Below are 19424 nucleotides of genomic sequence, written 5' to 3'. Positions count from 1 at the left end.
AACCTATGAACTTCCCTGAGGAGCTGAAATACACCAAAGACCACGAGTGGGTGCGCATTGAAGGCGATGTAGCGTATGTGGGCATTACTGATTTCGCGCAGCGCGAGCTGGGTGACATTGTGTACGTAGACATTGACACCCTTGACAAAGACGTGGCCCAAGAAGAAGTATTTGGCACCGTAGAGGCGGTAAAGACCGTTTCTGACCTGTTTAGCCCATTGTCTGGCCAAGTACTGGAAATCAACGAGAAACTGGACGGCAGCCCCGAACTGGTGAACTCTGATCCCTACGGCGATGGCTGGATGATTAAGATGTCTATTGGCAACCAAGCCGAAGTAGCCGAGCTGTTAACGGCCGATGCGTACCGCGAACTGGTAGGCGCGTAACCGCGATATGGCAGTGCGTTTCCTTCATTATGCACTGGCGCTGGGGTGGGCAGTAGTTATTCTGGTACTGACCCTGCTGCCCCCCCAAGCGTTTCCCACCGGTCCAGACTGGGACCTTCTCTCCTTTGATTCCCTGGTACACGCCCTGCTCTTCGGGGTTCAGTTGGTACTCCTTCTCTTTGGGTTTCTGCGCGACCCTTCCGTACGGCTTGGCAAACGGCTTCTCTTTAGCGCTTTCCTGTTGGTTGTTTTCTTTGGCATTCTGGTGGAGGTACTGCAAGGCTCCATGGGCCTGGGCCGCATGGCCGATCCGGGGGATGCCCTCAGCAACACCATTGGCTGCGTGCTGGGCCTGGGTGCCTGGTCTTTGTATTCCCGCCGTTTTTAGGCTATTTTCAGGAAATCAGACCTAAAACCTGCCCGTATGCCCCGGCTGTTTCGGCGTTACGCCTGTCTCTTTCTGCTTCTCCTTTGCCTTACCGGCCATGCCCAGGACCTGGCGCGGGTGCGGCAAACCATTGCCACCCTTTCCTCCCCCGCCCTGCACGGCCGCGGATACGCCTTCAAGGGCGACAGTCTGGCGGCCCGGTTCCTGCAGCAGGAGTTTGCCGCCATAGGCTTGCGGTCCTTCACCCCTCAGTACCTGCAAACCTTCACCCTGCCCATCAACATTCTGGACAACCGGCTAAGCCTGGCCGTAGACGGCAAAGCGCTAAAGCCGGGTGTGGACTTCCTGGCCCACGGCGCCACGGGAGCCGGCCAGGGCGAAGGCAGAGTGTATGACATTGACACCCTCATTTTACAGGACGTGGACGTAGCCCAGCAGTTCCTGACCAACAACCTGCGCAACAAGGTGCTGGTGGTGCACCAACGCCACTTTGAGCAACTGCTGTCATTGCCAGAACCGTTTCAGCCGCAGTTGCGGAACGTGGTGGGCGTGATTGTCAGGCAGAAAGGTCCCAAGCTGATGGGTACGGTGCGCAGCGAGCAGTTGCCTTTTCCGGTGCTGGAGGTTCTGGAGAAAGCCTGGCCCCCTCACGCCAAAAAGGTGCGTTTTACGGTGGATGCCCGTCTGGAGCCGGCCTACAGAAGCCAGAACGTGATTGGGTTTATTCCCGGCAAGATCAAGCCAGATTCCTTTGTGGTCATCACCGCCCACTATGACCACCTGGGCCACCAGGGCAAAGACCTTTATTTCCCCGGGGCGCATGACAACGCCAGCGGCACCGCCATGCTGCTGGAACTGGCCCGCCACTACGCGCAACCGCAAAACACGCCAGATTACTCCATTGCCTTTATGGCTTTCGCGGGCGAAGAGGCCGGCCTGGTGGGTTCGCGTTACTATACTGAGCATCCGCTGTTTCCCCTGGGAAAGATCAAATTCCTGCTGAACCTTGATCTGATGAGCACCGGTGAGGAAGGCTTGATGGTGGTGAACGGCAGTGTCTTCCCGAAACAGTTTCAGCTGCTGCAGCAATTGAACCAGCAGCACCAGTTTCTGCCGCAGATCAGGAGCCGGGGCAAGGCCGCCAACTCAGACCACTACTTCTTCTCAGAAAAAGGCGTGCCCGCTTTCTTCTTCTACACGCTGGGCGGCACCACCACCGAGTACCACCACCCCAACGACCAACCAGAGACGCTCCCGCTCACTAAATTCAAAGAAGTCATGGCGTTGATAGGAGACTTCATCAAAGCGCTGTGATCTCTTTCTCTGTTTCAGGCCTCTTTTTCAAAAATCAGGTTGGAAACGTTTGGTTAGGTTAGCGGGTGGAGATGAGGGCTTTTGGTGAGATGGGCCTTAATCTGAAACTTGGACTTAACTGCAGGAACCCACCCCTATCCCTCCGAGGAGGGGAATTCCGCTAAACCGTGTTGGGGCTATATTGCAGAAAATAGGCTAAAAACATAGGACATTCACATAACGCTCTCACATTTTACAATCAGACTACTTAAAACCAGACTACGTTTGCTGAAAGATTCCCCTCCTGGGAGGGGTAGGGGTGGGTTCACGTAATCCACGGCTTTATCAAAGGTCCTTCCTCAGAAACCAAACCATTTCCCAATATAAAGCCCCGGTAGCTTCCTCTGCATCAGGAAACTACCGGGGCTTCTTACTTGTAACTTTTCCCTCAGACTACTGCAGAAGCATCACCCTACGCACTACCGTGCCTTTATCGGTTTGTAGTTTGAGGAAGTAGATGCCGTTGGCCTGGGCCTGGAGGGTAATCTGCAAAGACTGACCTCTGGCGTGTCTGGGCTGCGGCACCTCCTGGAGTACTTTCCCCACGGCATCGCACACCTGCAGGCTGATGATGCTCGCCTCGGGCGAGGAGATTACCACGGTGCCGGTAGTGGGGTTAGGAGAAACCTGCACGGCCTGCTGGGCCCGCTCCTCTTCGGCCCCCAGGGGAACGCCGTCTACTTTCACGTCATCCAGGTAAAGGTTGTTTTCATAGTCGGTGACGTGCCTGAATTTAAGCAGCACCGTTTTGCCCGTGGCAACGCCCGCCAGGTCTACCGTTTCCTGGCGCCACTGGGAGGCCGTGGGCACAAACTCATCGTCGGTGAAATACGGGGTAGCCGTGGTGAGGGCCTGGCCGGCCTTGCTGTAAATACGCTGGTACGTGGCACCGCAGTTGGTAGACGCCCACACCTCCAGGGTATCTGAGTAGCCAGCCTCTGACAACAGTGAATAAGCCAGCTGGAACGTAAGTTTTGGTTGGCTTCGGCTGGTAAGGTCAAGCGGGGGCAGCACCAGCTCGTCTACCAGGCCATTGGCCGTATAATGGATGTTCTCCATGAACGCCGAGGCGCTTCCGGCTTTGGCGGCCGTTTGGGTGCGTCTCCAGGTAAGGTCCTGGTCTGGGTTGTTCAGGGCCCAACCCGCCGGCGGGAAAACGGCGTCCTCAAACCCTTCCTGCAACGGCAGGCTGGTTCCCTGCACCTGGAAGGCGGCGGTAACTACGTCATTGGCAGCATCTCCGTCTGCGGTGGCGTTGTTTCTTGTCACCACCGAGAAGGTAATGGCATGCGCCCCGGCCACGGCACTCAGGTCAGGCATGGTAACGGTGGTGCTCTGGAAAGAAGCCAGGGAACCGGTCCAGGTGAAGGTTTGGGCGGGCCCGTTATCTACCCTGTACTGGATCTGGGCAGAGGTGAGCGTCTGGCTGCCCCGGTTGCGCAGCACCACCGCAGGCGTGAAACCGGTAGTGCACAGCACCCGGGCCGGGGAGTTTACCTGTAGCAGGGCGGCGTCCAGGTCTGGTACTTGTACGGCCGTACAGCCGGGTGAGGTAAGCAGGCCCGGGCGGTACAGGGCAAGCGTGCGCTGCATCACGTTTTTCTGGCCCGTGGTGAACAGGTTCATGCAGACATCATCGGTGTAGTCCATGTAGTTCATGAACATATCGCTGGTGTTGCTGCAGCTGGCGTGGGGGTAACTGGGGCAGCCGGTGTTCTCTTCTTCCTGGGTGGGGGTGTCGGCCACAAAGTCATCGCCGCAGGCCTCGTCGCCCCAGATGTGGAAGAGGTTGAGCCAGTGGCCCACCTCGTGGGTGGCGGTGCGCCCCAGGTTGAAGGGAGCGGTGGCCGTGCCGGTGGTACCGAAGTACCGGTAGTCAATCACCACCCCATCAGTATGGGCGAAGCCCGAGTTAGGGAACTGCGCGTAGCCCAGCACTTCCTCATTATCAGAAAAACGCACCACCCAAAGGTTCAGGTACTGGCTGGTATTCCAGGCATCTTTTCCGCCGGCGGCGCTGTACTTCATGGAGTCATCCAGCTTGAAGCTGGTTTTGCTGGTTTGCGTGCGGGTGATGCCGGTGGTAGGCTCCCCGTCGGGGGTGCGCTGGGCCAGGCAGAACTGAATCTCGGCATCGGCGGCCACGCCCTTGAATGCGGCGGGCGTTTTGCCGGCATCGGTGTTCAGGCGGCGGAAGTCTTTGTTGAGCACCGCAATCTGGGACTGGATCTGGGCGTCTGAGATGTTCTGTGCGGCCCGGTTGTACAGCACGTGCACCACCACCGGAATGGTCACCACCTGCCCCAGCGGGGCATTGTCGCGCGCGTTCTTGACACTGGTGGCGCTTGCCGCTTTGGCTTGCTGCTGCAGTTGCCCCCGCAGGTTGGGCTTTAGCCGCTCCAGTTGCTTCACGTGCTGCATGGTGCCGCAGGAACGGGTCTGGCCCATGGTGTGCTGCATCCCCAAAATCAGGCAGAAAAGGGCGGCCAGTAATCTAGAAGGCATATACTATGCGCGTTATAAGGGTATTTTTGGGAAAACAGGCAAAAAACGGAGGGCCTACAGAATGTTGTTGAGCTGCTCTTTGATCTTCTCCAACTCTTCCTTCATTTCTACCACCAGGTGCTGGATGGTGGCGTCATTGGCTTTGGAACCGATGGTATTGATTTCACGGCCAATCTCCTGCGAGATGAACGCCAGTTTCTTGCCGGTTGGTTCAGGCAGGTACACGGTCTCAGTGAAATAGTGCAGGTGGTTGATCAGGCGCACTTTCTCCTCGGCAATGTCCAGCTTCTCAATGTAGTAGATCATCTCCTGCTCAAACCGGTTCTGGTTGAAGGCCTCGGCCGAGCTGATCTCCTGCAGGTGCCCCTGGATGCGCTGCCTGATCTGCTCTACCCGGGTAGGGTCATGCTTGTCTACCTCGGCCAGCAGGATTCTGATGCGGTCAATGTAAGAGACAATCTCAGACGTGAGCGCCTTGCCCTCGTCTGCCCTGAACGTGTTGAAGTTGTTAATGGCCTGCTGCAGCAAAGGGGCTACCTGCTCCCAGGCCACTTCCTCCTGCTTCACGTCATCGGTGGCTTCGGTCAGTAGCACGTCGGGCATGTGCAGGGCCAACCGGAACAGGTCCGGCGACTGGGCGTTGAGGGCTCCGGCGGCCTGCTCCAGTTCCTGGTAGTATTGCTTGAGCAGCTCAAGGTTGATCTTGCTGCGGGTGGCCCCCGATTTATTCTTGTTTACCTCAATGGTGAGATTGATCTTGCCCCTGACCAGGCTTTTGCTGATGAGGTTGCGGATTTCAAGTTCTTTGTCAGACAAGCTGCGGGGAATCCGCAGGTTCAGATCCATGGACTTTGAGTTAAGCGACTTCAGCTCAATGCTGATCGTGTGGGTGTCGGTCTCTACGTGGGCAGACCCAAACCCCGTCATGGATAATAACATAGGAGTGCTGTAAAATGATAAAAAGTAAAATTATAAAAAAAGCGGCACTCTCTCTATCTTAGAGCCCGTTACCTAAGAACCCTTGGGTATTTTCTTTATCTTTGCACCATGAAATTTGGAGTTGTCGTTTTCCCGGGGTCCAACTGTGACCAAGATGTCATTGATGCCTTGCAACACACCACACAGCAGGAAGTTGTACGGCTTTGGCACAAAGACCATGATTTGCAGAACTGTGACTTCATAGTCCTGCCAGGAGGTTTCTCTTACGGAGACTATCTGCGCTCTGGCGCTATTGCCCGTTTCTCTCCCATTATGCAGGAAGTGGTGAAATTCGCCAATTCCGGCGGGTATGTGTGGGGCATCTGCAACGGGTTCCAGATCCTGACCGAGGCCGGCCTGCTGCCGGGAGCCCTGCTGCGCAACACCAGCCAGCAGTTCATCTGCCAGAACGTGTACATCACGCCTGAGCACACAGACCTGTTGCCTACCGCTCTGCTGGAGCCCGGCAAAGCCTACCAGATTCCCATTGCCCACGGCGAAGGCCGCTACTACGCCGACACTGACACCCTGAAGCAACTGGAAGACAACGGCCAGATCATGTTCCGCTATTGCGATGCCAACGGCCAGGTAACCGAGGTCTGCAACTGCAACGGCAGCATCCTCAACATTGCCGGGGTGAGCAACAAGAACAAGAACGTGTTTGGCATGATGCCACACCCAGAAAGAGCCGTTGACCCAGACCTGAACAACACCGATGGCCGCCTTATGTTTGAGTCACTCCTACAGGCTGTTCAGGCATAGTCCACCCCCTGATAGTGAAATGATACCACAAAGCCTCCCGTAACAAGGAGGCTTTTTTTATGCCTCCGCCCGAAGCACCTGGCAGGCAGGCCCAGAAACAAGCTATCTTCTTAGCGTGAACCCAAGCTTGGTGCCCTGAAAATAAAACAGCCCGCCTTCTGGTGAGAAGGCGGGCTGTTTTAAGGATGTTTTTCAGGAAACAGGCCTAAAACCTGCAGGGTGTTGAGTTTTCAGATGATACTCCTAGAAATCATACCCCATGGAGAAGTAGAACTTAGGTCCTTCGCGCCGCAGGTCCTTTTCGCCCCAGGCTACGTCAAACCGGCCATAAACGCCCAGTAAGGTGGTGCGGGCACCCAGACCGTAGCCGTACATGAACGGGTTGCGGAAGTTACGAACCACCACCTCAAACGGACGGCGGGGCACCGGCTGGGTGTTCACCGAGTTGTCGTCGCTGAACGGGTTTCCGCTGTTGTAGGCGGTGCCGGCGTCAAAGAAGCCCACCAGCTGCAGGTTGCGGAAGAAGCCCGAGTTGATAGGACCCTCAAACAGGTACTGGAACAGGGGCAAGCGCAGTTCTGAGTTCCAGAGCACGTACCGGCTGCCGTTGCGGGCATTGTAGTTAAACCCGCGCAGGGGCGTGGAGAAATCAAGGTAGAAAAAGTCTGCCGGGGTAGAATTGCCCTCGTACACGGCCAGGCTGTCTTCCTGGGCACCAATCCAGTTGTTCACCCCGCCCAGCAGGTACTTCTTGGGCGAAGGCCCGAACGAGTGGCCGTAGCTCAAGCGGTTGGCCCACACAAACTCGCGGTGAATCTTCTGGTAGTGCCGCAGGTCAACGTAGAACTTGCCAAAGCCGTCTTCCTTGTTGTTGAGGCCGTACATGCGGGTAATTCCCACCTTCATGCGGGTTCCTTCGCGCATGTTCATGCCCGTCACCACCGACTTGTCGTACACCAGTTCCCCTCCTATGCCGGCGAAGTTCATGACCAGGTCTGGCTCAGAGAAGTTCTCAATCACAGTGTACCTAATGTTGGAGAACCGGGGCAGCACTTTCACGCTGAAGGCATTGGTGAGCGGGTAGCTGAAGGCCGGCAGCACCTCATGTTTCCCCAGCCGGCGGATGGCCCCGTTGCTGGTGAGGTACACGCTTTGTTTCTGGTAGCCCACGCGGTAATCGTATCGGTTCTTCAGGTTAGAGTACTCGGCGTAGAAGTTGGTGGTCTGCAGATCAGTGAGGGCGAACACCCCGCCCCTGATGCGGTAATCCTCAAAGAGATCGGCCATGCCCACCTCCATCACAAACCCGAAGCCCAGCAACGGATCTGCGTAGATAGAGGTGATGAGGTTGTTCACCCCAAACCGCAGGTCGTAGGGCTTAGGGTAGTTGAGCACCAGGGAATCTGGCTGGTTCATGGCCAGAATGGTTCGTTGCCGGGTTGGAGCGGGCTGTGTTCTGGCCGGGGCCTGGGCAGGCGCTGCGGTGCTATCTGGGGCCGTAACGCTGTCGGTGGCCTGGGTTAGCTGCAGGGCCGCCAGAGAGTCTGCCGCCGCCTTGGCCTTGAGGGCCGCCGCTATGCGGGCGTTTTCCTGCTGAATCCGGCGTTGCAGGTGCGCCTCCAGGGTTTCCTGGCGTTTGGTTTTGAAACCGGCCTGCGCCACCGCCCCCAGCGTGGAGTTAGGATACCAGTACAGGAACTCCTTGGCTTTGTCATTGGCCACGAACGTAAGGTTACCGGTACGCGGATTGTAGTCAAAGGCTTTGATATTCTGCCGGAAATCAGTGACGCGGTTGATGACGCCGGTCTTGATGTTGTGCCGGTACAGCGACCGGATGCCGGTCTCCTCACCCACGTACATGATCTCCTCCTCTGAGAGCCCGATGGGCATGCCCTCATTGGACGGCGTGTAGGTGAGTTGCCAGAACCGGCTCTGGGTGTTCTCAGAGTCGTAGAGGTACACATCATAGTTGTTGGTCACGGCCCCAAACTTGCCTCGGCTGGCCTGCAGCGAGTCGGCGTGCCGGTTAGAGCTGAACACAATGCGGTTGCCCGGTCCGGGCAGGAAGGCTGGCTCCAGGTCGTCAAAGATGTCGTTGGTGAGTTGCCGTACAATGCGGCCGCCTCGGTACAGGAACAGATCACTCTGGCCGTCTTTTACGGCGCTGAGCACCATAAACTGCCCATCGTCTGAGAAGTCAAACCCCGTGATCTGGCTGTAGGTGCTGAAGTTGAGCACGTTGTTGGTCTTGCCCAGCAGCGCTTTGATGGTGGCCACCCCCGGTATGTAGCGTTGGCTGGCCGGTTGCAGCTTCACCTGCAGTTTGCCCCGCCGTACATCTGAGATACCCAGCTGGTTTTCTGAGCGCCAGGTAAGCAGCGGCACGGTGCGGTCTACTTCCTGGTGGGGCATTTTGTAGCCGCCCCGATACACAATGCGCTGGCTTCGGCCGGCCAGGTCGCGCACGTACACTTTGTAGGCACCCCGGTCATAGATCACGTAGGCCAGCCGCTGCCCGCTGGGACTCAACGACGGCTGCGAGTACAGGAAATTGCGCGCGTTGGATTTCTTGATCTTGTTCTCTTTGCTGGGCGAGGGCAAGGTGCCTTCGGCAAAGGTGTTCATTTGCGTGTAGAAGGCGAACCACTCGCGCATGAAGCGCTTGTACGGCATGTTCAGGCTGCTGGCAATGCCCACCTCAATATCACGCGTGATGCGGGTAAGATTGAGGATGTTCTGGATGGCGGTGGGGCCATGCCGCTCGGTGATGTAGTTCCAGATGGCTTGCCCGGTCACGCGCTGGTTGCGCGCAAACAGAGGGTCTGAGCGTTTTCCGCCCGTTTTCTGGATAATGTCGCGCACGTAGTCGTCCATTTCCACGCTCCAGCCTTCGGCCAGGTAGGCCGCCGCCCCAGACACAAACCACTCGGGTAGCCGCAGCAAGTAATTGCTCTGGATTACTTCCTTGAGGCTGCCCCCGTACATCATGTCTGAGAGGAGCAGCTCAGAGATGCGGTAGGTCATCTGGCGCTTCAGCTCGGTCTGCGACCCCTCAAAGGCCACCTCAATCTTGCTTTTCACAAACAAGGCATCGTTGCCGCCCTTGTAGGGGTCGTCAATGAGGCCAATGTTGCTCTGCTTCATGTCAGAGACCGAGTTGTAGAGGATAATGGTGATCTTGGAGTAAGGATAGTACCCAATGAGGGAAGTGATTCTTTTCAGTTCCTTCTCGGCGTGCTCGGCGGCGTGGCGGGCCAGTTCCCGGCCGTCCTGCGCATAATAGACGTTGAAGTTCTGCGTGCTGTAGTACTGCCAGATAAACCGCTTGTACTGGATGCGGTTCTGCCCGAAGTCATCTGGGGCGGTGGCCTGCCCCATGGTTACGGCGGGCGCCCCTACCCCCAGGAGCAACAACAGTAACCGGCAAGCATGTAAGAAGCGAGTAGAGAGTTGACTCATGTGTTTGACGTAGATGCTGAAAACAATGATTGATACCGGGCAATATCCACCTCGGGCCATAACAGCGCCTCCTGCTCCAAAGCCGCTATAAACTGCTGCGCCAGCAAAGGAGCCATCAGCACCCCTTTAGAGCCCATGCCGTTGAAGATAGCCACCTGCCGGTGCACCGGGTGCAGCCCCACCAGGGGTTTGCGGTCCCGCACGGCGGGCCTGATGCCTACATACTGCGCCGTCACGGTAAACGGTTTCTTCAGAATGTCCTGGGTCTTAGAAGTAAGCTCTTCCCTGGCCTCCTGCGTTGGCTGCTCATTCACTTCGCGCCAGTTGTACGTGGCCCCTATGCGGTATTGAGATTGTCCTAAAGGCACAACGTAAACTGCTTTATTATAGATATATGGCGCCTCAAAATCTGGCACATTTATGTCTAAAATCTCGCCTTTGTTCAACGAGAAAGGCAACCAGGAGAAAAATGGGTTCTGGGCGCCCCGGGCACCTTCGCAGAAGATGATCTTTCTGGCCTGCACCCCTTGGTACCGAACCCCTTCTGGCAGCAACTCTACCTGTGCAAGGTCAAAGGCATCCAGGCGCAGCAGGCCGCGCTGCTGCAGGTCTTCCTCGCGCCGCTGCAGAAAGGTCCGCAGGGCCACGTACCCACCCTGCTGGATCAGCAAGCCGCCCAATTCCTGATGAACGTATTCAGAGGGGGGGAGTTGCAGATGCGTGGTTTCAATATAACCATCCCAAGCGGAATTTGTGCTTTTGCCCATCCAGTTATTTTGCTCCTCGGGGGTGGAGAAGAGTTTGAGGATAGGTTTGCGGTGAAACAGCGGCGTCTGGTACCGCGCCTCCATCTCCTGGTAGAACGCGGCGGCGGCGGGCAGAAACGCGTCTACCTGCCAGCTTTTGGCGAATCGCTTGCCCGCTACGGGGTTTATAAGCCCGGCGGCTACGCGGGAGGCGGCGTTGGCTTTGGGCACATCAAACACCAGGACCGTTTTCCCGCTCTTTTCCAGAAAACAGGTCAGAATCGCGCCGGCCAGGCCGTGCCCTACTACCAGATAATCATAATTCATGCCCCAAGGTACAGCTTGTGCCGCTGAAATCTGTAACTTAGAGCCTGCAAAAAAGAGATCGTTTCATGTCTGCCACTGGTCTGCACCTAAAAAGCTTCACGTTCAATCCCTTCTCAGAAAACACCTACGTGCTCTATGACCACACCAAAGAGTGCGTGGTCATTGACCCCGGCTGCGCCGATAGACAGGAGCAACAGGAGCTACAGGGGTTCATTGAAGCGCAGGGCCTGAAAGTGGTAAGACTCCTGAACACCCACTGCCACATTGACCACGTGCTGGGCAACCAGTTTGTGGCTACTACCTACGGGGTTCCGCTGGAGATCCATGAAGCCGACCTGTCGGTGCTGCGCGCCGTGCCCACCTATTCTGCCGCCTACGGATTTCCGCAGTACCAGGAGGTTTTGCCCCAGAAATTCCTGAAAGAGGGCGAAAACGTCGCCTTCGGTGAAACCGAACTGGAGGTCTTGTTCACGCCGGGCCACGCCCCGGGGCACGTGGTGTTCTATCACCCAGCCAGCAAGCACCTGGTGGGCGGCGACGTGCTCTTCCACCGCAGCATTGGCCGAACCGATTTGCCCGGCGGCGACTATGCCACGCTCCTCCAGAGCATCAGAACCAAGTTATTCACCCTGCCAGATGACGTGACCGTGCATCCGGGCCATGGCCCCTCCACCACCATTGGGGAAGAAAAAGCCAGCAATCCGTTTTTAGGCTGAAAGACCCAAAACAGCCCGGAAACAGATTTTTACCTGAGACATGAAGAAAAACATTCCCAACTTTATTACCTGCCTTAACCTTCTCTGCGGTTGCCTTGCCATTGTTTCTGTGTTCCAGCAAGAGCTGGTAACGGCCGCTTACCTGGTGGTGCTGGCCGCCGCTCTGGACTTCCTGGACGGCATGGTGGCCCGCCTGCTGCACACCTACTCAGAAATAGGCAAACAGCTGGACTCCCTGGCCGACATGGTCTCTTTTGGCGTGCTGCCCGGGGCCATGATGACCCAGTTGCTCCGGCAGACTATTGAGGCCGGTAACAGTGGCCTGCCCAGCTACGTGGCGTACGCCGGTTTTATCATCACCATTTTCTCGGCGCTGCGCCTGGCCAAGTTCAACATAGACACGCGGCAGACCTCTTCCTTTATTGGGGTGCCTACGCCAGCCTGCACCTTGTTTGTGATCTCGCTGCCGCTCATTTTGTCCAATGATGACTTTGGCCTGTCTGGGGTGATTCTCAACCCGTTTGTGCTGCTGGGCATCACCCTGCTTTTCTCTTACCTGCTGGTGGCCGAGCTGCCCCTGTTTGCGCTTAAATTCAAGAACTTTGCCTGGAAAGGAAACCAAATCAGGTTTATTTTCATGGGACTTTCGGTTCTTTTATTTGCGGGGCTTAACTTTACCGCAATTCCGTTGAACATTGCACTTTACGTTATTTTATCGCTTTTTAAACCTTCTACTTTATGAAATTCACCGCCGAAATTGATATCATGCCCCATGCTGAATTGTTGGATCCACAAGGCAAGGCCGTGATGTTGGGTTTGGAACATTTAGGCTTGCAGCAGGTGTCTGATGTAAGAATTGGCAAGCACATACGTTTAGAGTTAGAGGCCCAGGACGAGACCGCGGCCGCCCAGAAAGTAGAAGAGGCCTGTAAGAAATTACTGGCCAACATGATCATGGAATCTTTTTCTTACCGTCTCACAGCCAAGTAGAATCTAACCATACCGGTTTCGGCCCCTTGACCAGGGGCTGAACTCTAGGAGAGAGGGACTGTGTTGCGGCGTAGCCACTATACCCGCGTACATGCAACTTGTAAGAAAGCTTCTTCTGGCGGCAGGCTTTTGGCTAACGGCAGCTACCGCCTGGGCACAAACGCAGGAAACCCGCTCCATTCTGTGGCGGGCGGTCCCTTCTGTTCCTTCCGCAGGCGCTTCTGCCTCCGCCGCCATCCCGGCATTTGAGGAAGCGGCTTACCTAGACCGTGAGGAGATCCCGTACTACATCCTCTCCATCCCCAACGCCCAGGTATCTTCCTTTGAGTTTACGCACCTGGAGTTTAAGCCCCTTACGGAGGCAGAATTGCGCGTTTTTCCTAAAAAGGCCCTGAAAACGGAACTGCAGCCCCGCATCAGCGCGGGTACGGCCAACCGGGTGCCGCACTCGGTAGTTGCCTTTCAGCCGTTCAGATTAAACCCGCAGACCGGTCAGCCTGAGAAACTCGTTTCCTTCAGTTACCGCTACAGCACTAACAGCAACGCCCGCAAAGGTCCCGGCCAGGCTTCGGGGCGCCGTACCTACGCCACGCGCTCGGTGCTGGCCTCCGGCGATTGGTACAAGATAGGCGTTCCGGCCACAGGCATGTACAAACTAGACCGGGCGGCGCTGCAAGCCATGGGGCTCAATGTACAGTCCCTTAACCCCAGAAACCTGCGGCTGTTTGGCAACGGCGGCAAAATGCTCCCGCAGGCGAACGCCGCCCCCCGGGCAGATGATCTGGTGGAGAATGCCATTTGGGTAGAAGGCGAGCAAGACGGCAGCTTTGACACCAATGATTATCTGTTGTTTTACGGCGAGGGCCCGCATACCTGGGCCCCCAATCCGGTGCCCGGGCAATCGCCTTTTGTGCATTCCTTCAATCTGTACACAGACACTACTTACTATTATCTAACGGTGGGCCCTTCGGCGGGCCTGAGGGTGAGTCCGCAGGCTTCTCCCACGGGCGCATTCCCGGTGCTCACCTCCTTTGATGAGCGCTGGTTCCATGAGGTAGACCTTAGAAACATGGTCAACTCGGGGCGGGAGTGGTACGGCGAGGAGTTCAACGCCATTGCGCTGCAGCAGGCGTTTTCTATTGCCGCCACAGACCTGGTGCCCAACAGTACCGTACAGGTTACCTCGGCCGTAATGGCCAATTCCCCTGAGGCCAGTTCGTTTACCGTGCGGCTCAACAACACGGTCTTGGGTACCCATTCCATTAGTGGCCGAGGCTCTTTTAACTACCACCCGGAGGGTGTGAACCACGTGCTCCATTTCTCGCCGGCGCTCAATACGTTGGCCTATGCCAATGAACTGAACCTCTCCTACACGTACCACCCAGGCGGCAGCTCTTCTGCCGCGGGCTATTTAAATTACTTTACCGTTTCGACGCAGCGGCAGTTGAAGCTGTATGGCAACCAGACCAGCTTTAGAGCACTGGCCAGCGTGCAACACCCGGTAAGCACCTACCAGATCGGCGGCGCGGCCGCTGACGTACAGGTGTGGGACGTGACAGACCCGCTAAAGCCCACCAGGCAACTGGCTACTGTTAGTAACGGTACCGCCACTTTCTCCGCCAACAGCCAGCAACTGCGGGAGTATGTCGCGTTTCAGGGCACCACTTTCGCCGCACCCGTTTTCTTGGGCAAGTTACCTAACCAGAACCTGCACAGCCTGAACCTGAACAGCGAGTTAGACATAGTGGTCATCACTCCGCCGGCTTTCGCGGCCCAGGCGCAGCGCTTCGCCAACCACCGGCGTACCGCTACCGGGCTAGAGGTGGAAGTGGTTCTGCTTCCCATGGTTTATGACGAGTTCTCTTCCGGAAAGCAGGACATTACGGCCCTGCGCGATTTCCTGAAGATGCTCCACCAGCGCAGCAACAAACAAGGCGATGACCTGCTGCAGGTGGTGCTGCTAGGCGATGCCTCCTTTGACCCTAAACGCCGCCTGCAGCAGAACACCAACTTTGTGCCCATTTACCAGTCGCGCCAGTCCCTGGATCCTATCCTGTCTTATTCCTCAGATGATTACATTGGTTTCCTGGACGACGAGGAAGGGGAATGGTCTGAGCTAGACTTTTCCCTGGCCCACCGGCTAGATGTGGGCATTGGCCGCCTCCCGGTAAAAACCAGCGCTGAAGCCGATCTGCTCATTGATAAGATTATCCGCTACGAGAGTGACCAAACCCTGGGGAACTGGCGGAAACGCCTGATTTTCCTGGCCGACGATGGTGACTCCAATGAGCACCTGAATGATGCCGATTACCTAGCCGAGTTTGTGGAGCGGAACCACTCGGCCTATCTGTCTCAAAAGCTTTACCTGGACCTGTATCCCCAGATCTCGGTTCCAAACGGGCAGCGTTCTCCCGAAACCAACCAGGCCCTGAGGGAAAACATAGAGAAAGGCGCTTTGGTCACCAATTACACGGGCCACGGCAACGCCCTCAGCCTGGCAGACGAGCAGATCTTAACCATCAGCGAGATCCAGGGCTGGAATAATGCCAACAAACTCACCTTCTTCCTGACCGCAACCTGTGAGTTTGGCCGGTACGATGACCCTAGACGCAATTCCGGAGCCGAGACGGCTTTGTTTCACCCGGAGGGAGGGGCCGTTGGATTGTTAACCACCACCCGACCGGTTTACTCAGACGGCAACCGCGCCCTCAACACCAACTTCTTCAACTTCCTGTTTCAGCCGCTGGCGAATGGCGCCATGCCCACGCTAGGCGTTTTGACCAACAAAACCAAAAACGCGAGCTTATTCGGGGTAAACAACCGCAACTTCGCCCTGCTGGGAGACCCCTCCATGACCTTGGCTTACCCTAACCTGGAAGTAGTTCTCTCTAAACTGAACGGCAAGCCGCTCACTGCTTCCACCACCGACACGCTGAAAGCGCTCTCTACCGTTAAGCTGGAAGGGTTCGTCAGGAACAGCCAGCAGCAAGTAGCTTCCCAGTTTCAGGGCCAGGTGCATATCACTGTTTATGACAAGCGCACTAGCCTTACCACCCTGGGCGACCAGAACGCTAAACGGCAAGTCCTGAGCAGAAACAACGTGCTCTATGATGGGTTGGCCTCAGTTAAGAACGGGGCGTTTGAGGTAACCCTGGTGGTTCCCAAAGACATCAATTACCAGGTTGGCGATGGTAGTATCCATCTGTACGCCTCATCTGCCACGCTGGACGCCCACGGAGCCACGCCTATTCCTGTGGGAGGAGCCAATTCCAGCGTTTTAGCCGACAATACCCCGCCCCAACTGCAGCTATTCATGAATGATGAATCGTTCATCTCTGGGGGCCTTACCGGGGCAGAGGCCACTTTGCTCGCCCACTTGTATGACGATAATGGCATTAACACGGCCGGGGCAGGCATTGGCCATGAGATTTCGGCCATTCTTGACGAAAACACCTCCAATCCAATCATCCTGAATGAATTCTACACCGCTGATGTGGATTCTTACCAATCAGGGAAAGTGCGGTACGCCCTGAAGAACCTGGCTTTAGGCCCCCATACGCTCTCCCTGAAAGCCTGGGACACCCACAACAACTCCAGCATCACTAAAATTGAGTTTATTGTAGCCTCTTCAGAGAAGTTAGCCCTGGACCATGTCTACAACATTCCTAACCCTTTCCTGAACAAGACTACCTTCCACTTTGACCATAACCGTCCGGGCCAGGAGCTGGATATACTAATTCAGATTTTTACCGTATCAGGTAAATTGGTCAAGTCTCTGCACGCTTTTGGAGACGGAAGCACGCACTTTTCTGACCTTACCTGGGATGGCCGCGACGAGAGCAATGATATTTTAGCCAAAGGCGTATATATATACAAAGTGAATGTTCGTTCACGTCAAGACGGGGCTAGTACATCTCGTTATGAAAAGTTAGTTTTACTTAAATAATATACCAGATCCTACAACTTCTACCGCATGAAATGCACCTTCTTCCGATCGTCGATCCTTGCTCTTTTCTTTGTTTCCGCAGCGGGGCTTTCTGCTGAGGCACAAACCACTATTGGGCAGAGCACTGAATATCGTCCCATCACCACAGCAGTCCCGTTCCTGTCTGTTACTCCTGATGCCCGTTCAGCGGGTTTGGGCGATGCCGGGGTGGCGATTTCCCCAGACGCTAATTCCATCTATTGGAACTCAGCCAAACTGGGTTTTATAGAAGAAGATCTGGGTCTCTCCCTGTCGTACACGCCCTGGCTGTCTAAGATTGTCAATGACATGTCATTGAGCCAGCTTTCGGCCCATAAGAAAGTAACCCCTAACTCCTCGCTTGCTCTTTCTTTGCTTTACTTTGATCTGGGCGAGTTGAATTTTACCGATGCAGCGGGTCACCCTATCCAGAACTTTAACCCTAAGGAGTATGCTATTAGCTTGGCGTACGGGCAGCGTTTGAGCGAGAACCTGAGCTTAGGCGTGGGGGCCAGGTTTATCCACTCCAACCTATCTGGTAACGTGAACGTCTCTGGCAATAATCTTGGGGAATCACAGCCGGGTAATTCAGTGGCCGTAGATTTAGGCATCTACTACACCAAAGACCTGGCCATTGGCGGCAAAAACTACAATCTGGCTTTAGGCGGAAATGTGTCCAACGTAGGCGGCAAGATTTCTTATACCACCGCGGGCAGAAAGGATTTCTTGCCTACCAACCTGCGCCTAGGAACGGCGTTCACCATGGAGCTGGACCCTTATAACAAAATCACCTTGGCAATTGACGGGAACAAACTACTAGTGCCCTACACCCGCCCAGATGATCCTGCGGCGAATGACCAGACCAACGTATTCTCCGGAATCTTCAAATCTTTCACTGATGCACCAGGCGGGGGCAGCGAAGAACTAAAAGAGATTACGGTTTCAACCGGCTTAGAGTACTGGTATGACAATATGTTTGCCGCCCGTGCCGGCTACTTCTTTGAAAACGAACTCAAGGGAGGCCGCAAGTACTTTACCATGGGCTTGGGTATCCGCTACCAGAAATTTGGGGTAGATGCAGCATACCTGATCCCTAATGAACAAAACAATCCGTTAGCCCAGACGCTTCGTTTCTCACTCCACTTCAGATTAGACGGAGCTGAAGGTGCTGAATAATTTTTCTATGTCCCTTAACCGTTCCCAAGCCCCTGCCGTTGCAGAGCTTACAACTGATTTGTCTATCACGCCCGAGGTGGTTTCTACCCCCTCAGGCGCTCGCTTGCATATTTTTCAGAACAATATTCAACCCGTCACCCGAATAGAGTTTGTCTTTCAGGCGGGCAAGTGGTACCAGCCCAAAGCTGGCGTGGCTTCTTTAACAGCCAAAATGCTGAAGGAGGGCACGCAATCCTATACGGCAAAGCAAATTGCCGACATGGTGGATTACTACGGTGCCTCTCTGGAAGTAAACCATGGATTTGACAGAGCCACGGTAACCCTATACTGCCTGTCTAAGTTTGTGCCTACCCTTCTGCCGCTGGCGTTTGAAGTCATATACCATCCCAGTTTCCCAGAGGCCGAACTTAGTCTGATGAAGCAGCGGGTTATACAGACCCTTTCAGTAGACAAACAGAAGAATAGTTACCTGGCTACGGAAGCCTTCACCACCGCCATTTATGGTCAGCAGCATCCGTATGCAACTCTTATTACGGCAGAAGAAATAGAGGCTATTACTGTAGATGATCTGGTAAACTTCCATAAAGAAGCATATACCTTCTCTACTGCCGAGGTGTTTGTAACCGGTGACGTTACGCCCGCTGACATAGAGCGACTTCGCACAGGTATAAAGGCAGAGAGTAGCTCTAATAAAGTTGGCCTTTCTGTTCCTGCTTCTGAACCCAAGACGGGGGTTCAGGTAGAAAGGACAGCAAATGAAATGCAGGCATCTATACGCGTAGGGAAACCCAGTCTTAGACCCTCACACCATGACTACCCAGCCCTTTACCTGCTGAACCATATTTTCGGGGGGTACTTTGGGGCCAGGCTCATGAAGAATATCAGGGAAGACAAGGGATTCACCTATGGCATCTATTCATCGCTCACGCATAAGGAGCAAAATTCTTTATTCACCATTGGTACTGACATCAAAGGAGACAAAGTAAATGAGACATTGGAAGAAATTTCTAAGGAAATGGCGACTCTGAGAAATGAACCCATCCCAGCAGAAGAGTTAGAGACTGCTAAAAAGCACCTTTCTGGTAAATTCCTGTCTGATCACGCCACCATTTTTGACAAAATGGATAGGTACAGATCTAATACTCTCCTAGGATTACCAACTACCTTTTACACTGATTTATTACAACAAATTCAGCTTCTATCTGCAGAGCAGCTACAAGAGGTAGCAAATAAATACTTTGTTGATGCTGATTTAATCAAAATTGTGACTGGAGGAGTGAATAAGCAGGAATAGAATAAGATTTCCAAATAAAAAGAGAGGCCCACCTGCCATGGCAGGTGGGCCTCTCTTTTGGTGTCTGCTTATAACTCTGCGGTTGCTCCAAGGTGAGGAGAACAGGCCTGAGGTACCGCAGCCGTGGTTGACGCTGTTCCCCAAGAGCTAGAAGTGAGGGGCAAGCCAAGGCCGAAAAAGGTATAGCACCCTGATGAATAAAGTTCCCTCTCTCATCCCCCCCTGTAGAACGCGGACGCCCACCGCTGCGTTTGTTGCAGGGTGGGCGTGCGTTAGTGGGGGGTTGGCGGCGACCTACTCTCCCGCGTGTGACCGCAGTACCATCGGCTCGGCGGGGCTTAACTTCTCTGTTCGGAATGGGAAGAGGTGGACACCCGCGA

Annotated in this window: 14 protein-coding genes and 1 rRNA gene; 10 read left to right on the top strand and 5 right to left on the bottom strand. The window is 55.1% G+C overall.

Features of this window, described 5'->3' with window-relative positions; translation table 11 throughout:
* The first annotated feature begins 5 nt into the window (after nucleotides 1–5).
* Genes gcvH through JT718_RS06960 form a run of 3 tightly spaced genes read left to right on the top strand, consistent with a single transcriptional unit; the run spans nucleotide 6 to nucleotide 2088 of the window.
* Entirely contained in the window at nucleotides 6–386 is a 381-nt protein-coding gene (gene gcvH, locus JT718_RS06970; protein WP_205501520.1) for a glycine cleavage system protein GcvH, read from the top strand.
* A 7-nt stretch (nucleotides 387–393) separates the two neighbouring features.
* Complete coding sequence (locus tag JT718_RS06965; RefSeq protein ID WP_205501519.1) at nucleotides 394–774, top strand: VanZ family protein; 381 nt, start codon at nucleotides 394–396, stop codon at nucleotides 772–774.
* 36 nt (nucleotides 775–810) lie between these two features.
* The gene (locus JT718_RS06960) at nucleotides 811–2088 is read left to right on the top strand and encodes a M28 family metallopeptidase (RefSeq protein WP_205501518.1); all 1278 of its coding nucleotides are present in this window, start codon (nucleotides 811–813) and stop codon (nucleotides 2086–2088) included.
* Between the two features lie 432 nt (nucleotides 2089–2520).
* Here JT718_RS06960 and JT718_RS06955 read toward each other — a convergent pair whose 3' ends face one another.
* Complete coding sequence (locus JT718_RS06955; protein WP_205501517.1) at nucleotides 2521–4632, bottom strand: T9SS-dependent choice-of-anchor J family protein; 2112 nt, start codon at nucleotides 4630–4632, stop codon at nucleotides 2521–2523.
* Between the two features lie 54 nt (nucleotides 4633–4686).
* On the bottom strand, nucleotides 4687–5571 hold the full coding sequence (locus JT718_RS06950) for a YicC/YloC family endoribonuclease (RefSeq protein ID WP_205501516.1): 885 nt from the start codon (nucleotides 5569–5571) through the stop codon (nucleotides 4687–4689).
* Nucleotides 5572–5679: 108 nt separating this feature from the next.
* Between JT718_RS06950 and purQ the strand changes: the two genes are divergently transcribed.
* Nucleotides 5680–6372: a phosphoribosylformylglycinamidine synthase subunit PurQ gene (gene purQ / locus JT718_RS06945; protein WP_205501515.1), complete on the top strand. Its 693-nt coding sequence runs from the start codon at nucleotides 5680–5682 to the stop codon at nucleotides 6370–6372.
* Between the two features lie 243 nt (nucleotides 6373–6615).
* Here purQ and JT718_RS06940 read toward each other — a convergent pair whose 3' ends face one another.
* Nucleotides 6616–9831: a hypothetical protein gene (locus JT718_RS06940; RefSeq protein ID WP_240336976.1), complete on the bottom strand. Its 3216-nt coding sequence runs from the start codon at nucleotides 9829–9831 to the stop codon at nucleotides 6616–6618.
* Complete coding sequence (locus JT718_RS20470; RefSeq protein WP_240336975.1) at nucleotides 9828–10904, bottom strand: NAD(P)/FAD-dependent oxidoreductase; 1077 nt, start codon at nucleotides 10902–10904, stop codon at nucleotides 9828–9830. Before JT718_RS20470 ends, JT718_RS06940 begins: the two co-directional genes overlap by 4 nt.
* A gap of 65 nt (nucleotides 10905–10969) precedes the next feature.
* Between JT718_RS20470 and JT718_RS06935 the strand changes: the two genes are divergently transcribed.
* From JT718_RS06935 to JT718_RS06910, 6 genes are all read left to right on the top strand, one after another.
* Nucleotides 10970–11620: an MBL fold metallo-hydrolase gene (locus tag JT718_RS06935; protein WP_205501514.1), complete on the top strand. Its 651-nt coding sequence runs from the start codon at nucleotides 10970–10972 to the stop codon at nucleotides 11618–11620.
* 40 nt (nucleotides 11621–11660) lie between these two features.
* Nucleotides 11661–12362 carry a CDP-diacylglycerol--serine O-phosphatidyltransferase gene (gene pssA / locus JT718_RS06930; protein WP_205501513.1) on the top strand — a complete coding sequence of 234 codons (702 nt, stop codon included), beginning with the start codon at nucleotides 11661–11663 and terminating at the stop codon, nucleotides 12360–12362.
* Nucleotides 12359–12610, top strand: a complete 252-nt coding sequence (gene purS / locus JT718_RS06925) for a phosphoribosylformylglycinamidine synthase subunit PurS (protein WP_205501512.1) — start codon at nucleotides 12359–12361, stop codon at nucleotides 12608–12610. Before pssA ends, purS begins: the two co-directional genes overlap by 4 nt.
* Nucleotides 12611–12701: 91 nt before the next feature.
* On the top strand, nucleotides 12702–16556 hold the full coding sequence (gene porU, locus JT718_RS06920; RefSeq protein ID WP_205501511.1) for a type IX secretion system sortase PorU: 3855 nt from the start codon (nucleotides 12702–12704) through the stop codon (nucleotides 16554–16556).
* Between the two features lie 27 nt (nucleotides 16557–16583).
* On the top strand, nucleotides 16584–17750 hold the full coding sequence (porV, locus tag JT718_RS06915) for a type IX secretion system outer membrane channel protein PorV (protein WP_205501510.1): 1167 nt from the start codon (nucleotides 16584–16586) through the stop codon (nucleotides 17748–17750).
* Nucleotides 17751–17757: 7 nt separating this feature from the next.
* Nucleotides 17758–19044 (top strand): M16 family metallopeptidase, encoded by a 1287-nt coding sequence (locus JT718_RS06910; RefSeq protein ID WP_205501509.1) that lies wholly within the window; start codon nucleotides 17758–17760, stop codon nucleotides 19042–19044.
* 281 nt (nucleotides 19045–19325) lie between these two features.
* Here JT718_RS06910 and rrf read toward each other — a convergent pair.
* Nucleotides 19326–19424 (bottom strand): 5S ribosomal RNA (gene rrf / locus JT718_RS06905); the annotation flags it as partial.

This window comes from Rufibacter psychrotolerans (assembly GCF_016924645.1).
GTDB lineage: Bacteria > Bacteroidota > Bacteroidia > Cytophagales > Hymenobacteraceae > Nibribacter > Nibribacter psychrotolerans.
Note: the sequence above shows the minus strand (reverse complement) of the source record. Positions and strands in the feature narration are given on the sequence as shown.

What these genes read in the sequence shown, in the direction of transcription:
- gcvH (WP_205501520.1), top strand. Translation starts at nt 6, where the DNA reads ATGAACTTCCCTGAGGAGCTGAAATACACCAAAGACCACGAGTGGGTG.
- JT718_RS06965 (WP_205501519.1), top strand. Translation starts at nt 394, where the DNA reads ATGGCAGTGCGTTTCCTTCATTATGCACTGGCGCTGGGGTGGGCAGTA.
- JT718_RS06960 (WP_205501518.1), top strand. Translation starts at nt 811, where the DNA reads ATGCCCCGGCTGTTTCGGCGTTACGCCTGTCTCTTTCTGCTTCTCCTT.
- JT718_RS06955 (WP_205501517.1), bottom strand. Translation starts at nt 4,632, where the DNA reads ATGCCTTCTAGATTACTGGCCGCCCTTTTCTGCCTGATTTTGGGGATG.
- JT718_RS06950 (WP_205501516.1), bottom strand. Translation starts at nt 5,571, where the DNA reads ATGTTATTATCCATGACGGGGTTTGGGTCTGCCCACGTAGAGACCGAC.
- purQ (WP_205501515.1), top strand. Translation starts at nt 5,680, where the DNA reads ATGAAATTTGGAGTTGTCGTTTTCCCGGGGTCCAACTGTGACCAAGAT.
- JT718_RS06940 (WP_240336976.1), bottom strand. Translation starts at nt 9,831, where the DNA reads ATGAGTCAACTCTCTACTCGCTTCTTACATGCTTGCCGGTTACTGTTG.
- JT718_RS20470 (WP_240336975.1), bottom strand. Translation starts at nt 10,904, where the DNA reads ATGAATTATGATTATCTGGTAGTAGGGCACGGCCTGGCCGGCGCGATT.
- JT718_RS06935 (WP_205501514.1), top strand. Translation starts at nt 10,970, where the DNA reads ATGTCTGCCACTGGTCTGCACCTAAAAAGCTTCACGTTCAATCCCTTC.
- pssA (WP_205501513.1), top strand. Translation starts at nt 11,661, where the DNA reads ATGAAGAAAAACATTCCCAACTTTATTACCTGCCTTAACCTTCTCTGC.
- purS (WP_205501512.1), top strand. Translation starts at nt 12,359, where the DNA reads ATGAAATTCACCGCCGAAATTGATATCATGCCCCATGCTGAATTGTTG.
- porU (WP_205501511.1), top strand. Translation starts at nt 12,702, where the DNA reads ATGCAACTTGTAAGAAAGCTTCTTCTGGCGGCAGGCTTTTGGCTAACG.
- porV (WP_205501510.1), top strand. Translation starts at nt 16,584, where the DNA reads ATGAAATGCACCTTCTTCCGATCGTCGATCCTTGCTCTTTTCTTTGTT.
- JT718_RS06910 (WP_205501509.1), top strand. Translation starts at nt 17,758, where the DNA reads ATGTCCCTTAACCGTTCCCAAGCCCCTGCCGTTGCAGAGCTTACAACT.